Source organism: Maribacter sp. BPC-D8 (assembly GCF_035207705.1).
Lineage (GTDB): Bacteria > Bacteroidota > Bacteroidia > Flavobacteriales > Flavobacteriaceae > Maribacter.
Genome location: NZ_CP128187.1, coordinates 4755746 through 4774154, shown reverse-complemented (window position 1 = coordinate 4774154; position 18409 = coordinate 4755746). Strand labels below are relative to the sequence as shown.

The 18409-nt window shown below is 35.0% G+C and carries 16 protein-coding genes; 8 read left to right on the top strand and 8 right to left on the bottom strand.

The features are described 5' to 3' along the window. Position 1 precedes the first annotated feature (1 nt). Genes murD through QSV08_RS20755 form a run of 7 tightly spaced genes read right to left on the bottom strand, consistent with a single transcriptional unit; the run spans position 2 to position 7747 of the window. Entirely contained in the window at positions 2-1336 is a 1335-nt protein-coding gene (gene murD / locus QSV08_RS20785; RefSeq protein ID WP_324025596.1) for a UDP-N-acetylmuramoyl-L-alanine--D-glutamate ligase, read from the bottom strand. Next, a complete protein-coding gene (mraY, locus tag QSV08_RS20780) occupies positions 1336-2556 on the bottom strand; it encodes a phospho-N-acetylmuramoyl-pentapeptide-transferase (protein ID WP_324025595.1) in 1221 nt (406 codons plus the stop codon). Before mraY ends, murD begins: the two co-directional genes overlap by 1 nt. A 31-nt stretch (positions 2557-2587) precedes the next feature. Beyond that, on the bottom strand, positions 2588-4051 hold the full coding sequence (locus QSV08_RS20775; RefSeq protein ID WP_324025594.1) for a UDP-N-acetylmuramoyl-L-alanyl-D-glutamate--2,6-diaminopimelate ligase: 1464 nt from the start codon (positions 4049-4051) through the stop codon (positions 2588-2590). After that, on the bottom strand, positions 4048-6054 hold the full coding sequence (locus tag QSV08_RS20770; RefSeq protein ID WP_324025593.1) for a penicillin-binding protein: 2007 nt from the start codon (positions 6052-6054) through the stop codon (positions 4048-4050). The genes QSV08_RS20775 and QSV08_RS20770 overlap by 4 nt, the downstream gene beginning before the upstream one ends. Continuing rightward, positions 6054-6395, bottom strand: coding sequence for an FtsL-like putative cell division protein (locus QSV08_RS20765; RefSeq protein WP_394346276.1), 342 nt, complete (start codon positions 6393-6395; stop codon positions 6054-6056). Before QSV08_RS20765 ends, QSV08_RS20770 begins: the two co-directional genes overlap by 1 nt. Beyond that, the gene (gene rsmH, locus QSV08_RS20760) at positions 6382-7284 is read right to left on the bottom strand and encodes a 16S rRNA (cytosine(1402)-N(4))-methyltransferase RsmH (protein ID WP_324025592.1); all 903 of its coding nucleotides are present in this window, start codon (positions 7282-7284) and stop codon (positions 6382-6384) included. Before rsmH ends, QSV08_RS20765 begins: the two co-directional genes overlap by 14 nt. Next, positions 7274-7747 (bottom strand): division/cell wall cluster transcriptional repressor MraZ, encoded by a 474-nt coding sequence (locus QSV08_RS20755; RefSeq protein ID WP_324025591.1) that lies wholly within the window; start codon positions 7745-7747, stop codon positions 7274-7276. The genes rsmH and QSV08_RS20755 overlap by 11 nt, the downstream gene beginning before the upstream one ends. A 262-nt stretch (positions 7748-8009) precedes the next feature. Here QSV08_RS20755 and QSV08_RS20750 point away from each other — a divergent pair, with 262 nt between their 5' ends. Beyond that, the gene (locus QSV08_RS20750) at positions 8010-8774 is read left to right on the top strand and encodes an alpha/beta fold hydrolase (RefSeq protein ID WP_324025590.1); all 765 of its coding nucleotides are present in this window, start codon (positions 8010-8012) and stop codon (positions 8772-8774) included. Between the two features lie 11 nt (positions 8775-8785). Continuing rightward, complete coding sequence (gene yihA, locus QSV08_RS20745; RefSeq protein WP_324025589.1) at positions 8786-9406, top strand: ribosome biogenesis GTP-binding protein YihA/YsxC; 621 nt, start codon at positions 8786-8788, stop codon at positions 9404-9406. Between the two features lie 1184 nt (positions 9407-10590). On the opposite strand, the gene QSV08_RS20740 is transcribed toward yihA, so the two are convergent. Beyond that, positions 10591-10962 (bottom strand): GTPase, encoded by a 372-nt coding sequence (locus QSV08_RS20740; RefSeq protein WP_324025588.1) that lies wholly within the window; start codon positions 10960-10962, stop codon positions 10591-10593. Between the two features lie 163 nt (positions 10963-11125). On the opposite strand from QSV08_RS20740, the gene QSV08_RS20735 reads away from it, so the two are divergent. From QSV08_RS20735 to QSV08_RS20710, 6 genes are all read left to right on the top strand, one after another. Next, entirely contained in the window at positions 11126-13243 is a 2118-nt protein-coding gene (locus QSV08_RS20735; RefSeq protein WP_324025587.1) for a hypothetical protein, read from the top strand. A gap of 216 nt (positions 13244-13459) precedes the next feature. Next, positions 13460-13849 carry a hypothetical protein gene (locus QSV08_RS20730; RefSeq protein WP_324025586.1) on the top strand — a complete coding sequence of 130 codons (390 nt, stop codon included), beginning with the start codon at positions 13460-13462 and terminating at the stop codon, positions 13847-13849. A gap of 187 nt (positions 13850-14036) precedes the next feature. Further along, the gene (locus QSV08_RS20725) at positions 14037-14765 is read left to right on the top strand and encodes a phospholipase D family protein (RefSeq protein ID WP_324025585.1); all 729 of its coding nucleotides are present in this window, start codon (positions 14037-14039) and stop codon (positions 14763-14765) included. 186 nt (positions 14766-14951) lie between these two features. Next, entirely contained in the window at positions 14952-16001 is a 1050-nt protein-coding gene (locus QSV08_RS20720; protein WP_324025584.1) for a nuclease-related domain-containing protein, read from the top strand. A 113-nt stretch (positions 16002-16114) separates the two neighbouring features. After that, a complete protein-coding gene (locus tag QSV08_RS20715) occupies positions 16115-17176 on the top strand; it encodes an RNA ligase family protein (protein WP_324025583.1) in 1062 nt (353 codons plus the stop codon). A 421-nt stretch (positions 17177-17597) separates the two neighbouring features. Further along, positions 17598-18392 carry a hypothetical protein gene (locus tag QSV08_RS20710; RefSeq protein WP_324025582.1) on the top strand — a complete coding sequence of 265 codons (795 nt, stop codon included), beginning with the start codon at positions 17598-17600 and terminating at the stop codon, positions 18390-18392. Positions 18393-18409: the final 17 nt, after the last annotated feature.

Sequence of the window (18409 nt, the reverse complement as noted above, 5' to 3'; positions counted from 1 at the left end):
CCTATAGGTTCTTTACACAGTTCTTAAATTGATCTCCGCGATCCTCATAATTCTTAAACAAATCGAAACTTGCACATGCCGGTGATAACAAAACCGTATCGCCACGTTCTGCAATCTTATAAGCTACTTTCACCGCTTCTTCCATTGCATATGTTTCTACTAATAGATCCACAGCATTACCGAATACATGCTTTATCTTTTCATTATTCTCACCTAAGCAAATAATTGCTTTTACTTTTTCTCGTACCAATGGCATTAACTCCATGTACTCATTGCCCTTATCTACACCACCTACAATCCATACAGTAGGTGTTTTCATGCTATCTAATGCGTAATAAGCAGCGTTTACATTCGTTGCCTTTGAGTCATTGATATATTCTACATGATGTATTTTCAACACCTTCTCCAAACGGTGGGGAGCCCCTTGAAAATTAGAAACACAGGCTCTTATCGTTTCCTTACGGATACCAACTAATTTTGCAATTGTTGCCGCTGCCATTGTGTTCTTTACATTGTGCTGACCTTCTAAGGCCAAAGTGTCTTTAATCATGCTAATAGTGTCTGTTGTTGTTTTTATTATTATCTCGTTTTGTTCTATAAATGCGCCTTGTTCAAATACTTTATTCAATGAAAAGGGCATTAATTTTGATTTAACTGGGTGCTTGTTCAGCCATTCTACCAAAACTGTATCATCTGCATCATAAATCAAATAATCGTTTTCGTCTTGGTTTTCTGCAATTCTGAATTTAGATGCGATATAGTTTTCAAACTCATACTCATACCGATCTAAATGATCTGGTGTAATATTCGTAATCACGGCAATGTGTGGTTTAAAATCTACTATGCCGTCTAATTGAAAACTGCTAATCTCAAGTACGTAATACTCAAAATCATTCTCTGCAACCATTTTCGCATAACTATCACCAATATTTCCTGCCATACCCACTTTCAATCCGGCATTTGCCAGAATGTGGCTGGTTAGCATGGTCGTTGTCGTTTTTCCGTTGCTTCCCGTAATACCAATAATTTTTGCATCGGTGTATTTTGATGCAAATTCTATCTCTGATATTACTGGAATACCTTTCGACACCAACTGCTTTACCAAGGGTACTTTGTCTGGTATACCCGGACTCTTCATTACCAAATCGGCTTTTAGTATGCGGTCTTCAGAATGCTGTTCTTCTTCCCAATCAATTCCAAAATGTTCAAGAACGTTTTTATACTTCTCTTTAATTATTCCTTTATCAGATACAAATACATCGTATCCTTTCTTTAATCCTAAAATGGCTGTTCCTACTCCACTTTCTCCTCCTCCAAGAACTACCAGTAATGCCATTATCTAATTTTTAAGGTCACTACAGTTACAATTGCCAATAGTATACCTACAATCCAAAAACGGGTTACGATCTTACTCTCGTGGTATCCCATTTTTTGGTAGTGGTGATGTAATGGGGACATTAAAAATATACGTCGACCTTCACCAAATTTTTTCTTTGTGTATTTGAAATACCCTACTTGTATCATCACTGAAAGCGACTCTGCAAAGAAGATTCCGCATAACACAGGTATTAATAATTCTTTACGTACTATAATTGCGATTACAGCAATTACGCCACCGATAGTTAAACTACCCGTATCGCCCATAAACACTTGTGCCGGGAAGGCATTATACCATAAGAATCCGATCAATGCTCCTGCAAAAGCGGTAATGAATACCAGCAACTCACCTACTCGTGGTATATACATGATATCCAAATAATCAGAGAATATGATATTACCAGATACCAAGGCAAAAATGCCCAGCGTAAATACTATTATTGCCGATGTACCTGCCGCGAGACCATCGATACCATCTGTTAAATTTGCTCCGTTAGATACCGCAGTTACTATCAAAATAATTACCGGTATAAATAACAACCAAGCATATTCTTTTGCATCATCGCCTGCCCATGATATTAGACTTTCATAATCAAACTCATTATTTTTAAAGAAAGGAACCGTTGTCATGGTTGACTTAATCTCTGCTCCTTTTACCTGCTCAACAGTGTAATCTTGCGTAATAATTGTTTTATCATGATCACGCATTGTTACCTGTGGGTGAAAATAAAGTACTGCACCTACGATTAAGCCTAATACTACTTGACCCAATACCTTGAAACGTCCTTTTAATCCTTCTTTATTCTTTTTGAATACTTTAATGTAATCATCTAAGAATCCGATTGCTCCCATCCACAGCATGGTGAATATCAACAGTATGATATATATGTTCTCTAATCTTGCGAAAAGCAATACTGGTATCAAGGTGGACATGATTATAATTACCCCACCCATTGTTGGCGTACCTGCTTTTTGCTTTTGACCATCAAGACCTAAATCGCGAATGGTTTCCCCTACTTGTTGCTTTTGAAGAAAAAGAATAACACGCTTACCGTAAATCGTCGCAATCATTAATGAAAACAGTATAGCCATTGCCGCACGGAAAGTGCTGAACTGAAACAGCGAAGCTCCAGGCAACTGGTATTGTTTTTCTAAATATTCGAACAGGTAGGTTAACATATAATCTGTATTCTTTGCTACTAAGCCTTGGTTATTTTTCTAAGCTGTTTAAGAGCTCTTTTACTATTTTAAAATCATCGAAATCTATACGTACTCCGTTGGTTTCTTGGTAGGTCTCATGACCTTTACCGGCTACTAATATGATATCGTTGTCATCTGCTAGTTGACAAGCTGTTTTAATCGCCTGCTCTCTATTCTCGATGGATAAAATCTTTTTGACATTCTGTGGTTCTACTCCTGCCTCCATTTCTGAAATAATTTCAGTTGGCGACTCCGTTCTCGGGTTATCAGAGGTGAAAATGGTCTTGTTACTCATCTCTGATGCGATATTACCCATTACCGGACGCTTTGATCTGTCTCTATCGCCACCACACCCCACAACGGTGATGACGTTTTCATTTCCAGTTCTCAACGTGTTGATTGTCTCAAGCACATTTTTAAGGGCGTCCGGCGTATGGGCATAATCAACTATTGCCGTAATTTTTTTCTTTGATATGTAATACTGAAACCTTCCATCTACATTTTCCAACTCGCTCAATAAGCGCAGGGTTTCTAATTGCTCCAATCCTAATAAATCTGCTGTCGCGTAAATCGCCAACATATTATATGCATTGAAATGACCTATTAATTTCGTCCAAAGTTCATGGTCATTGATTTTCAACAACTGTCCGTCGAACTGATTTTCTAATATCTGTGCTCTGTAATCTGCATAATTCTTTAAGGCGTAGCTTGCTTTTCTAGCCTTTGTATTCTGCAACATTACCAAGCCGTTCTTATCATCTACATTGGTTAATGCAAATGCCGTTTTTGGCAACTGATCAAACAGTATTTTTTTGGTATCGCGATATTCTGCAAATGTTTTATGGTAGTCTAGGTGATCGTGAGACAGATTCGTAAAAATCGCGCCTTCAAATACCAAGCCTTCTGTTCTTTTCTGATGAATACCATGAGAACTTACTTCCATAAAGCAAAACTCTACACCGGCATCGTTCATCAACTTTAAATGCTTGTTGATCACCAATGCATCGGGAGTGGTATGCTTTGTTGGAAATTCAGTTTCATCGACCATAATTTTAATGGTTGATAACAAGCCCACTTTATACCCTGCTTTTTTGAATAACTGATATAATAAACTAGATACCGTGGTTTTACCATTTGTACCCGTAACACCTACTAGTTTTAAATTCTTAGATGGTGTACCGTAGTAGTTAGAAGCCATCAAAGCCAATGCTTGATTACCACTTTCTACCTGTACATAGGTAACATCATCAATCATGTCTGCCGGTAATTGCTCACAAACAATTGCTCTTGCACCTGCAGCTACAACTTGATCTATATATTTATGACCATCGGTCAAAGTTCCTTTAATCGCTACAAAGGCATCACCTTTTTGAACCTCGCGAGAATCAAAACAAACTGATGCTATATCACAAGAGGTAGTACCGCTAACAGCAGTAATACGCACTCCATATAATATGTCCTTTAAATGCATCATATTAATTCTAATACTATTTTCTTCACTGATTTTAAATCGGTGCCTTTGTTGATAGATTGGTTCTTCACCTTTCCGTTTCCTTTTACTTCTACTTCAATTCCTAAATTCTCAAGAATGGCTACGGCATCCATACCGCACATCCCTTTTACATTTGGCATTGATGAATATTTCTGCTGCGCTGCTTTGTAATATCCTTGGTGCGAATCTTCATTTTTGGCGATCAACACATTTTTTACATCTACCTCACTTGTTAACGGCGATGTTGCATATACTTTTTGTGCTACAGATTTAAATACCGGACCAGATACATCTGCACCATAATACCCAACACTTTTGTCTGGCTTATGGATCACTACGATACAAGAGTATTTCGGATTGTCTGCCGGAAAATATCCTGCGAACGAAGAAATGTACTCGTACTTCGATTTATCTTTAGACACATAATTGGTCTGCGTAGTCCCTGTTTTTCCTGCCATAGAAAAATTCTTAGAATACATACGGTGACCTGTACCGTGATCTTTCTCTACTACATTCTTTAATATCTGCTGTACTTTCTTTACCGTAGATTGTGAGCAAATTGCAGGGTTCAATACTTTCTTTTCAAACTTCTCAATTGTCTTGTTCCACTCTTTAACTTCTTTCAACAATCGTGGCTTTACCATTTCGCCATCGTTCGCAATAGCATTATAAAATGCCAATGTTTGTAGCGGCGTCATAGATACTTCATAACCATAAGCCATTTGTGCCAAAGAAAGCCCTGACCAACCTTTATCACCTGGGTAACGCAGCACTGGTTTACCTTCACCAACAACCGGAAGTCCTAATTCTTTATGAATACCCATGCTCATTAATCGGTTCACGTATTTTTCTGGATCGTTCTTATACCCTTCATGTATCATTTTTGCAAATGCCACATTCGACGATACTTCAAAAGCCGTAGACATGGTAATTTTTCCATGACCACCACGCTTGGTATCTCTAATGGTATGCTTATATAATTTCCAAGAGCCTTTCTCCGTATCGATTACAGAACTGGTATCAATCACCTTATCTTCTAATGCTGCTACTAAATTCACCAACTTAAATGTTGAACCTGGCTCGTGAGACTCACCTATAGCATAATTTAAACGCTCGTAATATTTTCCATCGGTCGTCTGACCCAAATTCGATATCGCTTTTACCTCACCGGTTTTCACTTCCATTACGATTACCGTACCGTGGTCTGCTTGGTATTTCTCTAACTGACCTAATAAAGCATGGTGCGCTATATCTTGTATATTAATGTCAATGGTCGAATACACATCGTAGCCATCTTTTGGCTCAATGATATTATCGTTACCGATAGGCTTCCACTGTCCTTTTGCTATTTTTTGCTTTAAGCGCTTTCCAGAAATTCCTCTTAGGTATTCCCCAAAAGCACCTTCCATACCCACACGGGTATAATATCCGTTTTCATCTACACGCTCATACCCTACACTACGCTCGGCAATTTTACCTAACGGATGCTCTCTTTTGGTATGCTGCTCAATAATGAGTCCGCCCTTATACGCCCCCTTATTCAAAAGCGGAAATTTCTTTACCGCCATGTATTCAGAATAATCTAGGTTACGCACAAGCAATGCATATCTATTTTTATTCTCACGTGCTTTTCTTAAAACCTGCTGATAGTGAGAAGATGTTTTACCGAAATTCTTAGCCAAGGCATCTGCCAATGGTTTTACATTTGCTTTAAAATCTTCGCTGCTAACGGTTACGGCATCAAAACGAATGGTGTATTTAGATACTGAAGTTGCCAAAAGGCTACCATCGTCAGAATATAGATTACCTCTATTTGGCTCAATAGTAAACATACGCTCGGTACGTGTATCTGCCAATGCCTGGTACTTTTCGCCATCTACTACTTGTATAGAAACCAGCTTAAATAACACTGCACCCGCAAAGAGTACCATGAAACCTGCTACTATATAGAGCCTTTTTAATATGCTTTTATCTGTTGCCGCCATTATTCCTCCTCTTTTAAAGATTTCACCTTAATTTTCTGCGGGGGATTCTCTGAAGGAAACAGTCCTTTTTCCGATATTTTACCGGTAATGCTCGATTCTAATTTTAGCTGCTGTACATCTGATCGCATATCTACGAACTCGTTACGCAATTCTTTTACTTCTTCATTTAATAAAGCGATACGGTGTACTTTTTGATCGGCGCTATGAGAGCTACTGATCATTACCGTTGCCAAAAATGAAATGAAAATAATAAACAGCCAATTTTTAGGGGCGTCACCGCTCACCAAAAACTTACCCTTTAATAGGTCTAATACACCCGTTTTCACTTTATTTTTCGCCATTACGCTCTGCTATTCTTAATTTTGCACTACGTGCTCTGTTATTTAATTTTATCTCTTCTCTTGTTGGCACGATCAACCCACCAACCTTTTTTAACGGTACATCTATATTGCCGTAAAAATCTTTTTCTGGCTCTCCGTCAAACTGACCTGCTCTTATAAATCTTTTTACAAGCCTATCTTCTAAAGAGTGGTAGCTAATAACACTTAGCCTTCCTTTTTCATTCAATAATTCTGGAGCCTGCTCCAAAAACTCTTTGATCACTTCTATCTCTTGATTCACCTCTATGCGAATCGCTTGGTATATCTGTGCCAATATTTTATGCTGCCTATGTTCTGGCAAAAACTGCTTCAACACTGTTTTCAGCGCATCGGTTGTTTGTATCTGCTCTTCTTCTCTACTGGCAACAATTACTTTTGCCATGGCATTCGCGTTTCTAATATCGCCGTACTCGAACAATACTTTACGCAAGTCATCATATGAGAACTTATTTACGACCTCAAAAGCCGATAGCGTATTGCGCTTGCTCATTCGCATATCTAAATCTGCATCGAAACGGGTAGAGAATCCTCTTTCCGCTTGATCGAATTGGTGCGATGAAACTCCGTAATCCGCTAGAATACCATCTACCTTCTTTATGCCATAGAACTTTAAAAACTGGGTGATGTATCTAAAATTTTCCGCGATTAGCGTAAATCTTGGATCACCTAATGTATTTGCTTGCGCATCTTCATCTTGATCAAAAGCATATAATCTGCCTTCTTTGCCCAATCTTTTTAATATCTCTTTCGAGTGACCGCCACCACCAAAGGTTACGTCTACATATATACCGTCTTCTTTGATGTTCAAGCCATCTACCGATTCTTTCAGTAATACAGGGTTATGATACATCTCCACTTGGTTTTTCACCTAACATTACACGCTTTGCCAACTTCACCTTCTCTTCTTTCGTTGCGCTTATAGATTCATCATAGGCTTTCTTGTCCCAAATCTCTAATCGCTTTCCTATTGGTGCAATAACTACTTCTTTGCTAATACCACCTAATGAAATAATATCTTTCGGTATCAATAATCTACCGGTCGAGTCTACTTCTACTTGACGTAGCCCTGCGGTATACATTCTTATAAACTGTAGGTTTTCTTCATCGAACCTGCTCTTTTCATTCAATTCTGCCATCACTCTGTGCCACTCATATGCCGGGTATAATTCCAAACATTCGCTCAAATATGATTTCTTGATAAAAAACCCATCATTTAGGATCGGAGCCACTTGATTACGCAGCGCGACAGGGAGCATAATACGCCCCTTGGCATCAGCCTTGCAATTAAAAGTCCCAAAGAAAAATATGTCCAAAATGGATGTGTTTAGTTTATATAACTCAAATATATAAATATTATTACCACATTTTACCACTAAAAACCACTTTGTTAATAAATTACCCCACTTTTGAACACGTTTTTGCACTTCATCGGATTTTATGGGATATTTTTCCCACTCAGCCCATAATTATTGATAAAGTGAATTCTTAAAGTTTCAGCTACTCACCTTATCGAAAAGAGTTGTTAGCTATTCTCGGTAATTACCTATATTTGGAGAATTATGATGAGTAGTGCGCATGGAAAACGAATTGATCACCGAGGGAGGATTTAAGTATATAGAAAAAGGCGAGGGCAAACCCATTATTATTCTTCACGGATTAATGGGCGGACTAAGTAATTTTGAGGGGGTGAATACTTATTTTCCTCCGAAAGGATACAGAGTGATTATTCCTGAATTGCCCCTTTACGCTATGCCGATGTTAAAGACAACGGTAAAGAATTTTGCAAAATACCTTAAGAAATTTATAGATTATAAAGAGCTAGACGATGTTATTCTTTTAGGTAACTCTTTAGGTGGCCATATTGGTCTTTTACACACCAAATTATACCCGGCAAAAGTAAAAGCTTTGGTAATTACAGGTAGTTCTGGACTTTACGAAAGCGCTATGGGCGATGGTTACCCTAAACGTGGTGATTATGAGTTTATTAAAAAGAAAGCACAAGATGTTTTCTATGACCCAGAAGTTGCTACCAAAGAAATCGTAGATGAAGTTTTTGCTACGGTTAACGATCGTGTAAAATTGGTAAAGACCTTGGCAATTGCAAAAAGTGCCATTCGCCACAACATGGCGCAAGATTTACCTAGCATGAAAACCCCAACTTGTATTATATGGGGAAAAAATGATACGGTTACTCCGCCAGACGTTGCAGAACTGTTCGATGAGCTTTTACCTAATTCAGATTTATTTTGGATGGATAAATGCGGACATGCACCGATGATGGAGCACCCAGACGAATTCAACACCATTCTTGATGAGTGGTTGACGAAAAACAATTTCTAAATACCCTACGGATGAAAATAAAGTCGGCCGACTTTGTAATGAGCAACTCTAATGTTGCCAAATGCCCGAAAGAGCCTTTACCCGAGTACGCCTTTATTGGTCGTTCTAACGTTGGTAAGTCTTCTCTAATAAACATGTTGACCGAGCGTAAAAGCTTGGCGAAAATTTCTGGCAGACCCGGTAAAACCCAACTTATAAATCACTTTAAAATCAATGAAAATTGGTTTCTTGTCGATTTACCTGGCTACGGTTATGCACGTGTTTCTAAAAGAGATAAAAAGACCTTTCAAAAATATATCACCAATTACTTTTTAGAACGAGAGCAACTAGTATGCTCTTTCGTGCTTGTAGATATTCGCCATGATCCACAACCTATAGATATGGAGTTCATGCAGTGGATGGGTGAAAACGGAGTACCATTTGCCATTATCTTCACAAAGGCAGATAAATTAAAGCCTAAAGCGGTTGAACTTCAAGTTAAAAAATACCTGGATCAACTATTAGAAGACATGTGGGAAGAAGCACCACCACACTTTATCACCAGCTCTAGCCACCGAAGTGGTCGCGATGAAGTACTGGCATATATAGATGATATCAACGAGAAGTTTTACGAGGCAACGAAAAATGGTTGATGGTTGTTCGTTGTTGGTTGTTCGTTTTTTAACGCTGCACGTTTTTTGTATTAAGTACTTGTTCTAGTATTCAGTTGGCAGTAACAGTTGGCAGTAACAGTTGGCAGTAACAGTTGGCAGTAACAGTTGGCAGTAACAGTTGGCAGTTTTCTTAACGCTGCGCGTTTTTTTTGTATTAAGTATTAAGTACAGAGTACAAAGCTGTTCTTGTTAGTTCTTAGTACTGCGTACTTTGAGCTGTTTGCTTTATGCTGTTCTCTTTATACTCCACATTCACTTCTTAATACTTTGTACCTCTTACTTACGACTTTATACTTAGTACTTAGTACTTCTTTATTAACGTCATAGCGAGCAAAGCGTGGCTATCTGCCTGTTTGGAACACGAAACTAAACTCGTAAACGCATTGTCAGTTCGAGTGATTTTAGCTTGAGTGCAACGAAAGCCTAAATTTGTATCGAGAACCCTCGCGTGTTCCAAACCTGTTCTCGATACAAATTCCTCGTACCTCGAAATCCACTCGAACTGACAGTGGTACTCACAAACGAAAACATCTGAAAACTGGCACTGCCAACTGAAAACTCTCTCGCCACCGTCATAGCGAGCAAAGCGCGGCTATCTGTTTGTTTGGAACACGACACACATCTCGTAAACGATATGTCAGTTCGAGTGGATTTTATACTGTAGCAAAGCGGAAGTGAAAAATTTGTATCGAGAACCATCTAGTGTACCAAACCTGTTCTCGATACAAATTTCTCGTACCTCGAAATCCACTCGAACTGACAGTGGTACTCACAAACGAAAACATCTAAAAACTGAAAACTGAAACCGCATTGTCATCCTGAGCGCAGTCGAAGGGACTGGAACACGAAAACTCACCTCGCAACCGAAATGTCACTTCGGCTACGCTCAGCGACCGAGTGAGACCAACAACCATCAACCAACCACAGAAAACACATTCAACAGATTGCCACGTCGCGAAAAGCTCCTCGCAAAGACGAATATTTAAATCTCTCCGTCATAGCGAGCAGAGCGCGGCTATCTGTTTGTTTGGAACACGCCACACTACAACCAAACTAAGCGACAGAGTGAAACCAACAACCATCAACCAACCACAGAACACAAATTCAACAGATTGCCACGTCGCGAAAAGCTCCTCGCAAAGACGAACAACAAATGAAAACTGTTACTGAACACTGCCAACTGAACAAATAAGCTCCTCCACTCCCTCAAAAGCATTCAACTTCTCGGTCGTTACCAGCACCTCTAAATCATGTGCCGTTTCTACTAATATAATAGGATAGGTATACTTATGCCCAAACTTACTTTTATAGCTTTTTTGAAACTCATCTTTATGAAAGAATTCTAGCTCGTAGCCTTTTGCTAACAAACTTTCTCTAAACCCTTTCCATTGTTTGTTCTCGCTGAAATTACCGAAGGTTAATGAGCAGAGTGCGCAATCGTACGTATCGGGACTCACAATTTTATGGGCGAAGTCTAACATTTTACTGCCCGTATCACTATTGGCATTATAGATAAATAGAATTTTCTTTGACATGACCATTTGGTCGTAAAAATACCCAAACCATACATAATTTTTAACCAATTACGGTTTCCCGTAATGGAGTGTAAAATGGTTATTGTAGGTTTATTCTTTAGTGGTATATTAGAAGTGTAATTATACATATACACACTTGTTATCACCAATTAAAAAAAACTCAATGACTAAAGAAGAAGAAAGAAGACAAAATCTAATTGATGGTTTTTTTGATATGGTCGATTCTTTGAAAAAGAGCAGACGAGCTGACCTCTCTGACATAAACAAGGATGAAAACATAATTGAAAAGCTTTACGTTGACCCATTAGAAAATGATTTTGTACTTAAAACTTCTTTAAAGCCTAATACTACAATATTAATTGGTCGAAAAGGAACTGGAAAATCTACAATCATAGCCAGACTTCAGCACGAAGTTAGGAAGTCTACAGATAAATTATCTCTATACTTAGATGTAAAAACAATTTTTGACCAATCAAGAACATTCACTTATAACTCAGCAAACTTTAAGAATATTCTTAATAAAGAGGAACTTGACAAATATTTCCTTTTCAAGTCATTTCTTAAATTAATATTATCCCAAATTGAAGAGGAAGTAAAAACTAATACTTTAAGATTTTTCTTAGCTTCAATATCGAAAAAATTTGGTCCTGATAAACAAAATTTTAAAGATGAAATATCTCAAATTTTTAAAAATATTGATAAAAAGGAAAGTGAGGATATATTAATTTTAAAAGAAAAAATTGTCCAGTCTACTGAGAATAATCTCAATGAAAATTCTAGTTCTACAAATTTTAATTTAGGAGGAAAAGTATCTGAAAAAGCAATAGAAGGCACTGCTGGTTTTGAAAAAGGTAGCCAGAAATCAAATAAACATTCTGAAAATATTGATGAAGCCTTTTCTGAAATATTTTTACAATATTATGAGCCTCATAAAGTACTCTTAGAATTAAAAAAACTTTTAAAAGAAATAGGTATTAACTATGTTTTCATATGCTTAGACGATTTCTCTGAAATACAGGAGGAAGCTATGAAAATTTTTGTGGACACTATTGTATCGCCATTAAACAATTGGTCTGAAGAATTTTTCAAATTCAAAATAGCTGGTTATCCAAATAGAGTTTATTTAGGAGATATTGACCCTCAAAAAATTGAACAAATAAAACTTGATTATTACGACTTATATCAATCTGGAAAAGTATCCAATACTCAAAAAGAAGCCATAAACAACGTTAAAAGATTACTCACAAAAAGATGTTCTTATTTCTGTAATGTAAAGCCTGAATCTTTTTTCGCATATTCAGATAAAGTTCCAATGGAACAGTTTTATCAACTACTTTTTGACTCTACATCAAATGTCCCTAGAAACATAGGTTGGGTTCTATGGTATTCATTTCAAACAAGTGTTTCAAAAGGAAAGAAAATTACACTACAAGATATAAACATCGCTTCTGAAAGATTTTTTAAAGATACTGTAGAAGTGTTTTTCTCAAAAAATAAATATATGCGAAGCGCATTTAGCGAAAGATTAGAGAAATTTCATCTAAACGAAGTTTTGAATAATATTATTTCAAAAGCAAAAACCAACAAAACTGAAATATCTACATCCGAGTCGAAAATTTTTCAAGCCGACAAATCAAAACCACCTACAAGTCACTTTTATATAGATAAAAAATTAGAAAATGTTTTACGAACGTTAGAGTTAAATTATTTTATAACTAAATATAGTGAACAAAAAGACCAAGATGGAAAAACTTTAATGGCCTTTTATTCTTTAAATCACGGTCTATGTAAATCAGAAGATATAAATTATGGAAAAGGAACAGATAGAAAATATGTGATTCAAAGGAGGTTTAATAATTCTGATATTGTTAGAGAATATATATCAGATGCTAAACAGTTCAAATGTAATAATTGTTCTAATTCATTACCGTACGAAAAATTGGAAATGCTTGAGATGTTTGATATGATGTGTCCTAAATGTAAAAAAGGGATTTGTAATTTAGAACACGTTGAAATCAACCTGACTGACCAAGTAGAAGAAGAACTACAATTACCTGAATTTGATATTAGGTTATTAAATTCTATATATATAAACGAACCTCAATATCCAACTTCATTAGCACAAGAGCTTGATTGTTCATACCAAAAAGCTTCTAAAAGAGCTGTTAGGCTAGTTAAATCTGAATTGTTACGAGCCGATAAAATTGAGCACATAAAGGGTTTAGGAATCAGAACATATTATTTTTTAACACAAAAATCAAAAGACATATACTTTAAGTAACTGGTGACAACAATGTATATAAAAAATAGCGCAAGTCGTTGCTAACACAATGTTTTGGGCATTTTCGGAAAGTCGCCAAATTTTTAAATTTGACAAATTTCCAAAAATAAAATAATTAATAAAATTTAAAAATTCGGCTCAGTGTTTAATCCGAAATGTAGCACCTTTTTACACGCTACGTTTCATATACGAGACGTTGGCATTCATTAAGATAACATGAGAAAAATAGTCCTATTATTTACACTCCTTTTTTCTACTATTTCAAGTGCTCAAATTGATTGTGAAGTTGTTAAGGAAGGTAAATTTAAAGTTATTGATAATGAGTATGGGGACATGATTATCCAGAGAACTCAAAATCAAGAAATCTCATTTAATTCAAAAACCGGGGTTAAAGTGGAATCAAAAATTACTTGGACAGACGAATGTTCATATACAATAGTATTTCACAAAGTACTAGAAAATCCAAAAAATATTGATTTACAAATAAATATCGAGGCTATTGATTCTGTAAAGATAATCGATGTCAAGAATGGATTTTACTCAGAAGAGTATATGGAAGGAACCTACAATATCATTTTTCCAAGAAAATTACTTCGGCTGGATTAAAAACTGTTTACAAGAAAGAACTCAGATAAAAAACAAACAAATTCTTCTTTAATCTGAAAAATTTATAATCCCAGTAAATGCGAGGCGATTTTATCATATTTAGTATTCAGATTCTATTTGCTAAATTTAAATACTTAACCCCATAAGCCTCAATCAATTTTTAACAAACTCAAAAACTAAAAGATAAATGGCGAAATTTTTAAATACAAGAAAAGCAGTATCTGAAATTGAAGATTTAATCCGAAATGCAGAAACTAGATTGATTTTAATATCACCCTATCTCAAATTATCAAAAGATTTTAAGCAATTACTAACTTACAGAAATAGCAAGGATAAAATCACAACTGTAATATTTGGAAAGCAAGAGCTAAATCCCAAGGAAATGAAATTTCTTCAAGGATTAAGATTTGTAATCTTAAAATACAATCAGGATTTACATGCTAAATGTTACTTAAATGATGATACGATGATAATTACGTCATTGAACCTTTATGAGTTCTCTATGAACAACAATAAGGAAATGGGTGTTTTAATCGACCTAAATGACGAAACAGATAAAGAATTATTTGAAGATGCCTACAAAGAAATAGATTTCATTGACGAAACAAGTGAACGATTTGAGTTTTCATCAATTCCGGAAGAAGCACAATCAACAAAAATAGAAATTTTAGAAAAGCCACAAACCAAAACCTCTTCAAACTCTAAACTACTAACAACCAAAGAATTATCCCATCTTACAGGATTAAGTAGCAGAAAGGTAAATAGTTGGTTTACTGACAATAAGTTAATGTATAAAAAAGAAGATGATTGGATAACAACAAAAAAAGGAAAAGAAACTGGTGGTATTGAAAAAAATGGTCAATATGGAAAATTTGTAGTTTGGCCAGAAAATATTGCGAAACAAATTACAGAATAAAACTATTTAAAACAAAGCCCTGATTTAAAAAAACAAACAAATTCTTCTTTAATCAGTCACAAAACTATTCTAAGCTCATAGATTCTAAAATCAGATTCTTTGAGCTTTTTTTTTAAAATAATTATAAATCACAAGGCAACTAATCAATTACAAATACGTTATTGCTTATTTAAGAATTATCCTTTAATGGCAAGAATATACAGAACCATAGAATCATTAAAATCTCTTAAATATGAATTAGAAAGTAGAGGTGTTACTAGATTTAAATCTGTAAGAGAGATAAAAGATTTTTTAATAAAATTTGATTCAGAAACACAAACAGTTCTAAACGACACAAAAAACGAACTGGATGAAGAATATTCCAAAACCTGTATACGTCTTAAAAATAACACCCAACAAAAAGTTGAAATAAGCAAAATAGAGACAGAAAAGATAGATGTCAAAATTGCCCATCTACAATCAAAAATCGATTTAACTCATAAAGGAAACAACCTTAATTTTTTAAATAAAATACTTTCAAGCATTAAGCTTTATTATTTAAGAAAACAATACAATGATTTTATCAAAAGCAAATCTGAACGGCTGAATCAAGCTATTCAGCCGTTTTCTCAAAAGATTAAAGTTGACCAACTTTTTATACACGAATATGAAACTGATGAGCAGTTATTAATTAAAAGAAGCGCTAATCTTAAAATTGCTGATTTAGAATACACACGCGAGGTTTTAGAGGAATGTAAAAACCTAATTTCCGGAGCAATTGGGGAAAACTTAGTTGTAAAAGAAATTAAAAAACTTTCTGACGATTTTATCTTAATTAATGATTTTAAATTAGATTTTTCCCCTCCTATTTTTCACAAACAACAAAACGAGAGAATTTACTCTATACAAATAGACCATCTTTTAATCTCAAAAGCAGGAATTTTTATATTAGAGACAAAAAACTGGAGTAAAAACTCTGTTAATTCTATTAGTCTGCGATCACCAATAGAACAAATTAGAAGATCAAATTTTGCTCTATACATCTACATTTCGGAAAATATAACTTTACATGATCATCATTGGGGAGAACAAAAAATTCCAATTCGAAACGTTATAGTCATGATTAATAATAAACCAAATACTGAATTTAAATATGTAAGTGTAAAATTATTAAAAGAACTTAATGCCTATATTAATTACTTTGAACCTATCTTAACTGATGAACAGGTTAATGAAATATCAAGTCAATTAATTTAAATAAGCTATACACAAAACATTGAATAACAAATTTCCAATTTAATCGAAAATTGTTATCAGAAATTTAAAAAGCTCAGTAAATTTTTATCTATCATTTTTTAGAAAAAAACAAAATGACCATACCTACAAAAACTGAAAGCATCACTTTATTCTTTCGTCAAGAAAGAAGCGATAAGGTTTATAAAGCCTACTTAGAAGAGAAAGAGGGTAATTACATAGTTAATTTCGCTTACGGCAGAAGAGGCGCTACATTAAAGACAGGTACTAAAACACAAGCCCCTGTTGCTTACGAAAAAGCAAAGAAAATATATGACAAATTGGTGCTTTCTAAAGCATCTAAAGGGTATGTACCCGATGCAGATTCTTCGAATTATGTAGTAGATACCGAGCAAAGAAAAACAGGCATTCACTGTCAGTTATTAAACCCAATAGAAGAAAGTGAGTTAGAAAATTTCTTTAATGATGATGATTGGTGTCTGCAAGAAAAAATGGACGGCAAGAGAATGCTCATTAAAAAAACGAAAGATGAAACAATTGCTATAAACAGAAGAGGATTATCTGTTGGTGCACCCGAACAAATGATAAACAGTGCCAATGCAATTGAAAGCACTTTTATTATTGATGGAGAAGCGATTGATGACACTTTATATGTATTTGATATATTGTCTTTTAATGAAGAAGATTTAAAAGCAAAAAGCTACTTAGAAAGATATGAAATACTGAAAAATATTTCTTTCTCTGAAAAAATAGAACTTGTAGCTTTAATAGAAGGCATCGAAAGTAAACAAGCTTTATTTCAGCAGTTAAAAGACGATTCTAAGGAAGGTGTTGTCTTTAAAAAATTAAATTCAGCATACGCAGCAGGCAGACCCAATAGCGGCGGAAATCAAATAAAATTTAAGTTTTATGATACGGTTTCTGTTATTGTTTCTAAGATTAATGATAAGCGAAGTATTGGAATGTCTCTAATAGAAAATGGTGAAGATATTTTTGTGGGGAATGTTACCATTTCAGTAAACAAAGAAATACCTAAGCTAGATGAAATTATTGAAGTCCGGTATTTATATGCCTACAAGGGCGGAAGTATTTACCAACCTACTTTTTTGAGTGTTAGAGATGATATGGAACGAGAAAACTGTTTGTTAAGTCAATTGAAATATAAACCCGAAGTTTAGTTAGGTAATACATACGGCACACATAAAGAACTCAGATAAAAAACAAATCAATTCTTCCTGCATCTGAGACAATACTATTCTAGGCTCATAGATTCTAAAATCAGAATCTTTGAGCTTTTTTTTGGTTCATCTTCTATTTATCTAGTCACTATTAAGACTTAAGTTTAGCCATAAATCTTCTAGATATTGTAACCATAAAAATCTACTGATCAATTATTTAGATAAAAAATATACTTCTAGCTAATTTTTTAAAAGGGGTTTACGTACATTTATAAAACCCTGTAAATTTTGTATTTTTTTTATAAAAATAACTAAAATGGCACGTGTATAACCTATGAGGTTAACCCTTGTTTATAAAGTACATTTCTTACATAAGAAAGTTTCCCATAATAGAGAATAGCTAAATAATTCAACCAGAACTATGAAAACGAAACTAGCCTTATTACTTGCGATTATTTTACTTCAATCATGCAAAACGCAGCAATTACAAACTAAAACTTCAGCACCTAAACTTGAAAATCAACTTAAAGGGGAGTTAGATTATACCACAGGAGGATTTGAACTTGTGCAGTGGCAAAATAATGGAGATGAAATTATTCTAGGCAGCATTGATGAAACGGGTGAGATTCATTTCGTTTTACCTGAATATGATATTAAATCGCTCGGTAAAACTCACATGAACGCTAACTTAGAAAGTCAATTTAATATGCTTAAATGCAACGGAAAAGGTGAATTTGATATGCTTGGCGAACCTCTTTTCAAAACACCTTATGATGATGTGTACTCGCAAATGTACCCTCCTATTTATGTGAAAAAATATGGGGTTTCTGTAGCTTATATTTCTCCTGTTTCTGACGAAAAAATGTTAATCAAAGAAAACCGGAATAAAATTACAGGAAATAGATACTATTGGATGTACATAGACAGAGCCCTTGAATATAAAGACACCTGTATTCAAACATCACCTGAAAACGCCGATCTTGAAATAGAGCGAACCGCAGATATTCAGTTTAAAAAAGGCTGGAATTTTATAGAAGCTAAACTCGCTGAAATTCAAAGTTATGGTGAAAATGATGAGAACACCATACCGAAAACAATACAATTTACGCTAAGCCCACCTGTAGCTACAGAGGTAAAATGGTATTTAGAGCAAGAAATGAACTATGAGGAAATACAAGCTGCAAAAACAAAATTTGAATTACTACGCAAGCAATAAAAAAACGGTTGAAAAAA

Coding starts and splice junctions, on each gene's coding strand:
- murD (WP_324025596.1), bottom strand. CDS start 1,336: ATGGCATTACTGGTAGTTCTTGGAGGAGGAGAAAGTGGAGTAGGAACA.
- mraY (WP_324025595.1), bottom strand. CDS start 2,556: ATGTTAACCTACCTGTTCGAATATTTAGAAAAACAATACCAGTTGCCT.
- QSV08_RS20775 (WP_324025594.1), bottom strand. CDS start 4,051: ATGATGCATTTAAAGGACATATTATATGGAGTGCGTATTACTGCTGTT.
- QSV08_RS20770 (WP_324025593.1), bottom strand. CDS start 6,054: ATGGCGGCAACAGATAAAAGCATATTAAAAAGGCTCTATATAGTAGCA.
- QSV08_RS20765 (WP_394346276.1), bottom strand. CDS start 6,395: ATGGCGAAAAATAAAGTGAAAACGGGTGTATTAGACCTATTAAAGGGT.
- rsmH (WP_324025592.1), bottom strand. CDS start 7,284: ATGTATCATAACCCTGTATTACTGAAAGAATCGGTAGATGGCTTGAAC.
- QSV08_RS20750 (WP_324025590.1), top strand. CDS start 8,010: ATGGAAAACGAATTGATCACCGAGGGAGGATTTAAGTATATAGAAAAA.
- yihA (WP_324025589.1), top strand. CDS start 8,786: ATGAAAATAAAGTCGGCCGACTTTGTAATGAGCAACTCTAATGTTGCC.
- QSV08_RS20740 (WP_324025588.1), bottom strand. CDS start 10,962: ATGTCAAAGAAAATTCTATTTATCTATAATGCCAATAGTGATACGGGC.
- QSV08_RS20735 (WP_324025587.1), top strand. CDS start 11,126: ATGACTAAAGAAGAAGAAAGAAGACAAAATCTAATTGATGGTTTTTTT.
- QSV08_RS20730 (WP_324025586.1), top strand. CDS start 13,460: ATGAGAAAAATAGTCCTATTATTTACACTCCTTTTTTCTACTATTTCA.
- QSV08_RS20725 (WP_324025585.1), top strand. CDS start 14,037: ATGGCGAAATTTTTAAATACAAGAAAAGCAGTATCTGAAATTGAAGAT.
- QSV08_RS20720 (WP_324025584.1), top strand. CDS start 14,952: ATGGCAAGAATATACAGAACCATAGAATCATTAAAATCTCTTAAATAT.
- QSV08_RS20715 (WP_324025583.1), top strand. CDS start 16,115: ATGACCATACCTACAAAAACTGAAAGCATCACTTTATTCTTTCGTCAA.
- QSV08_RS20710 (WP_324025582.1), top strand. CDS start 17,598: ATGAAAACGAAACTAGCCTTATTACTTGCGATTATTTTACTTCAATCA.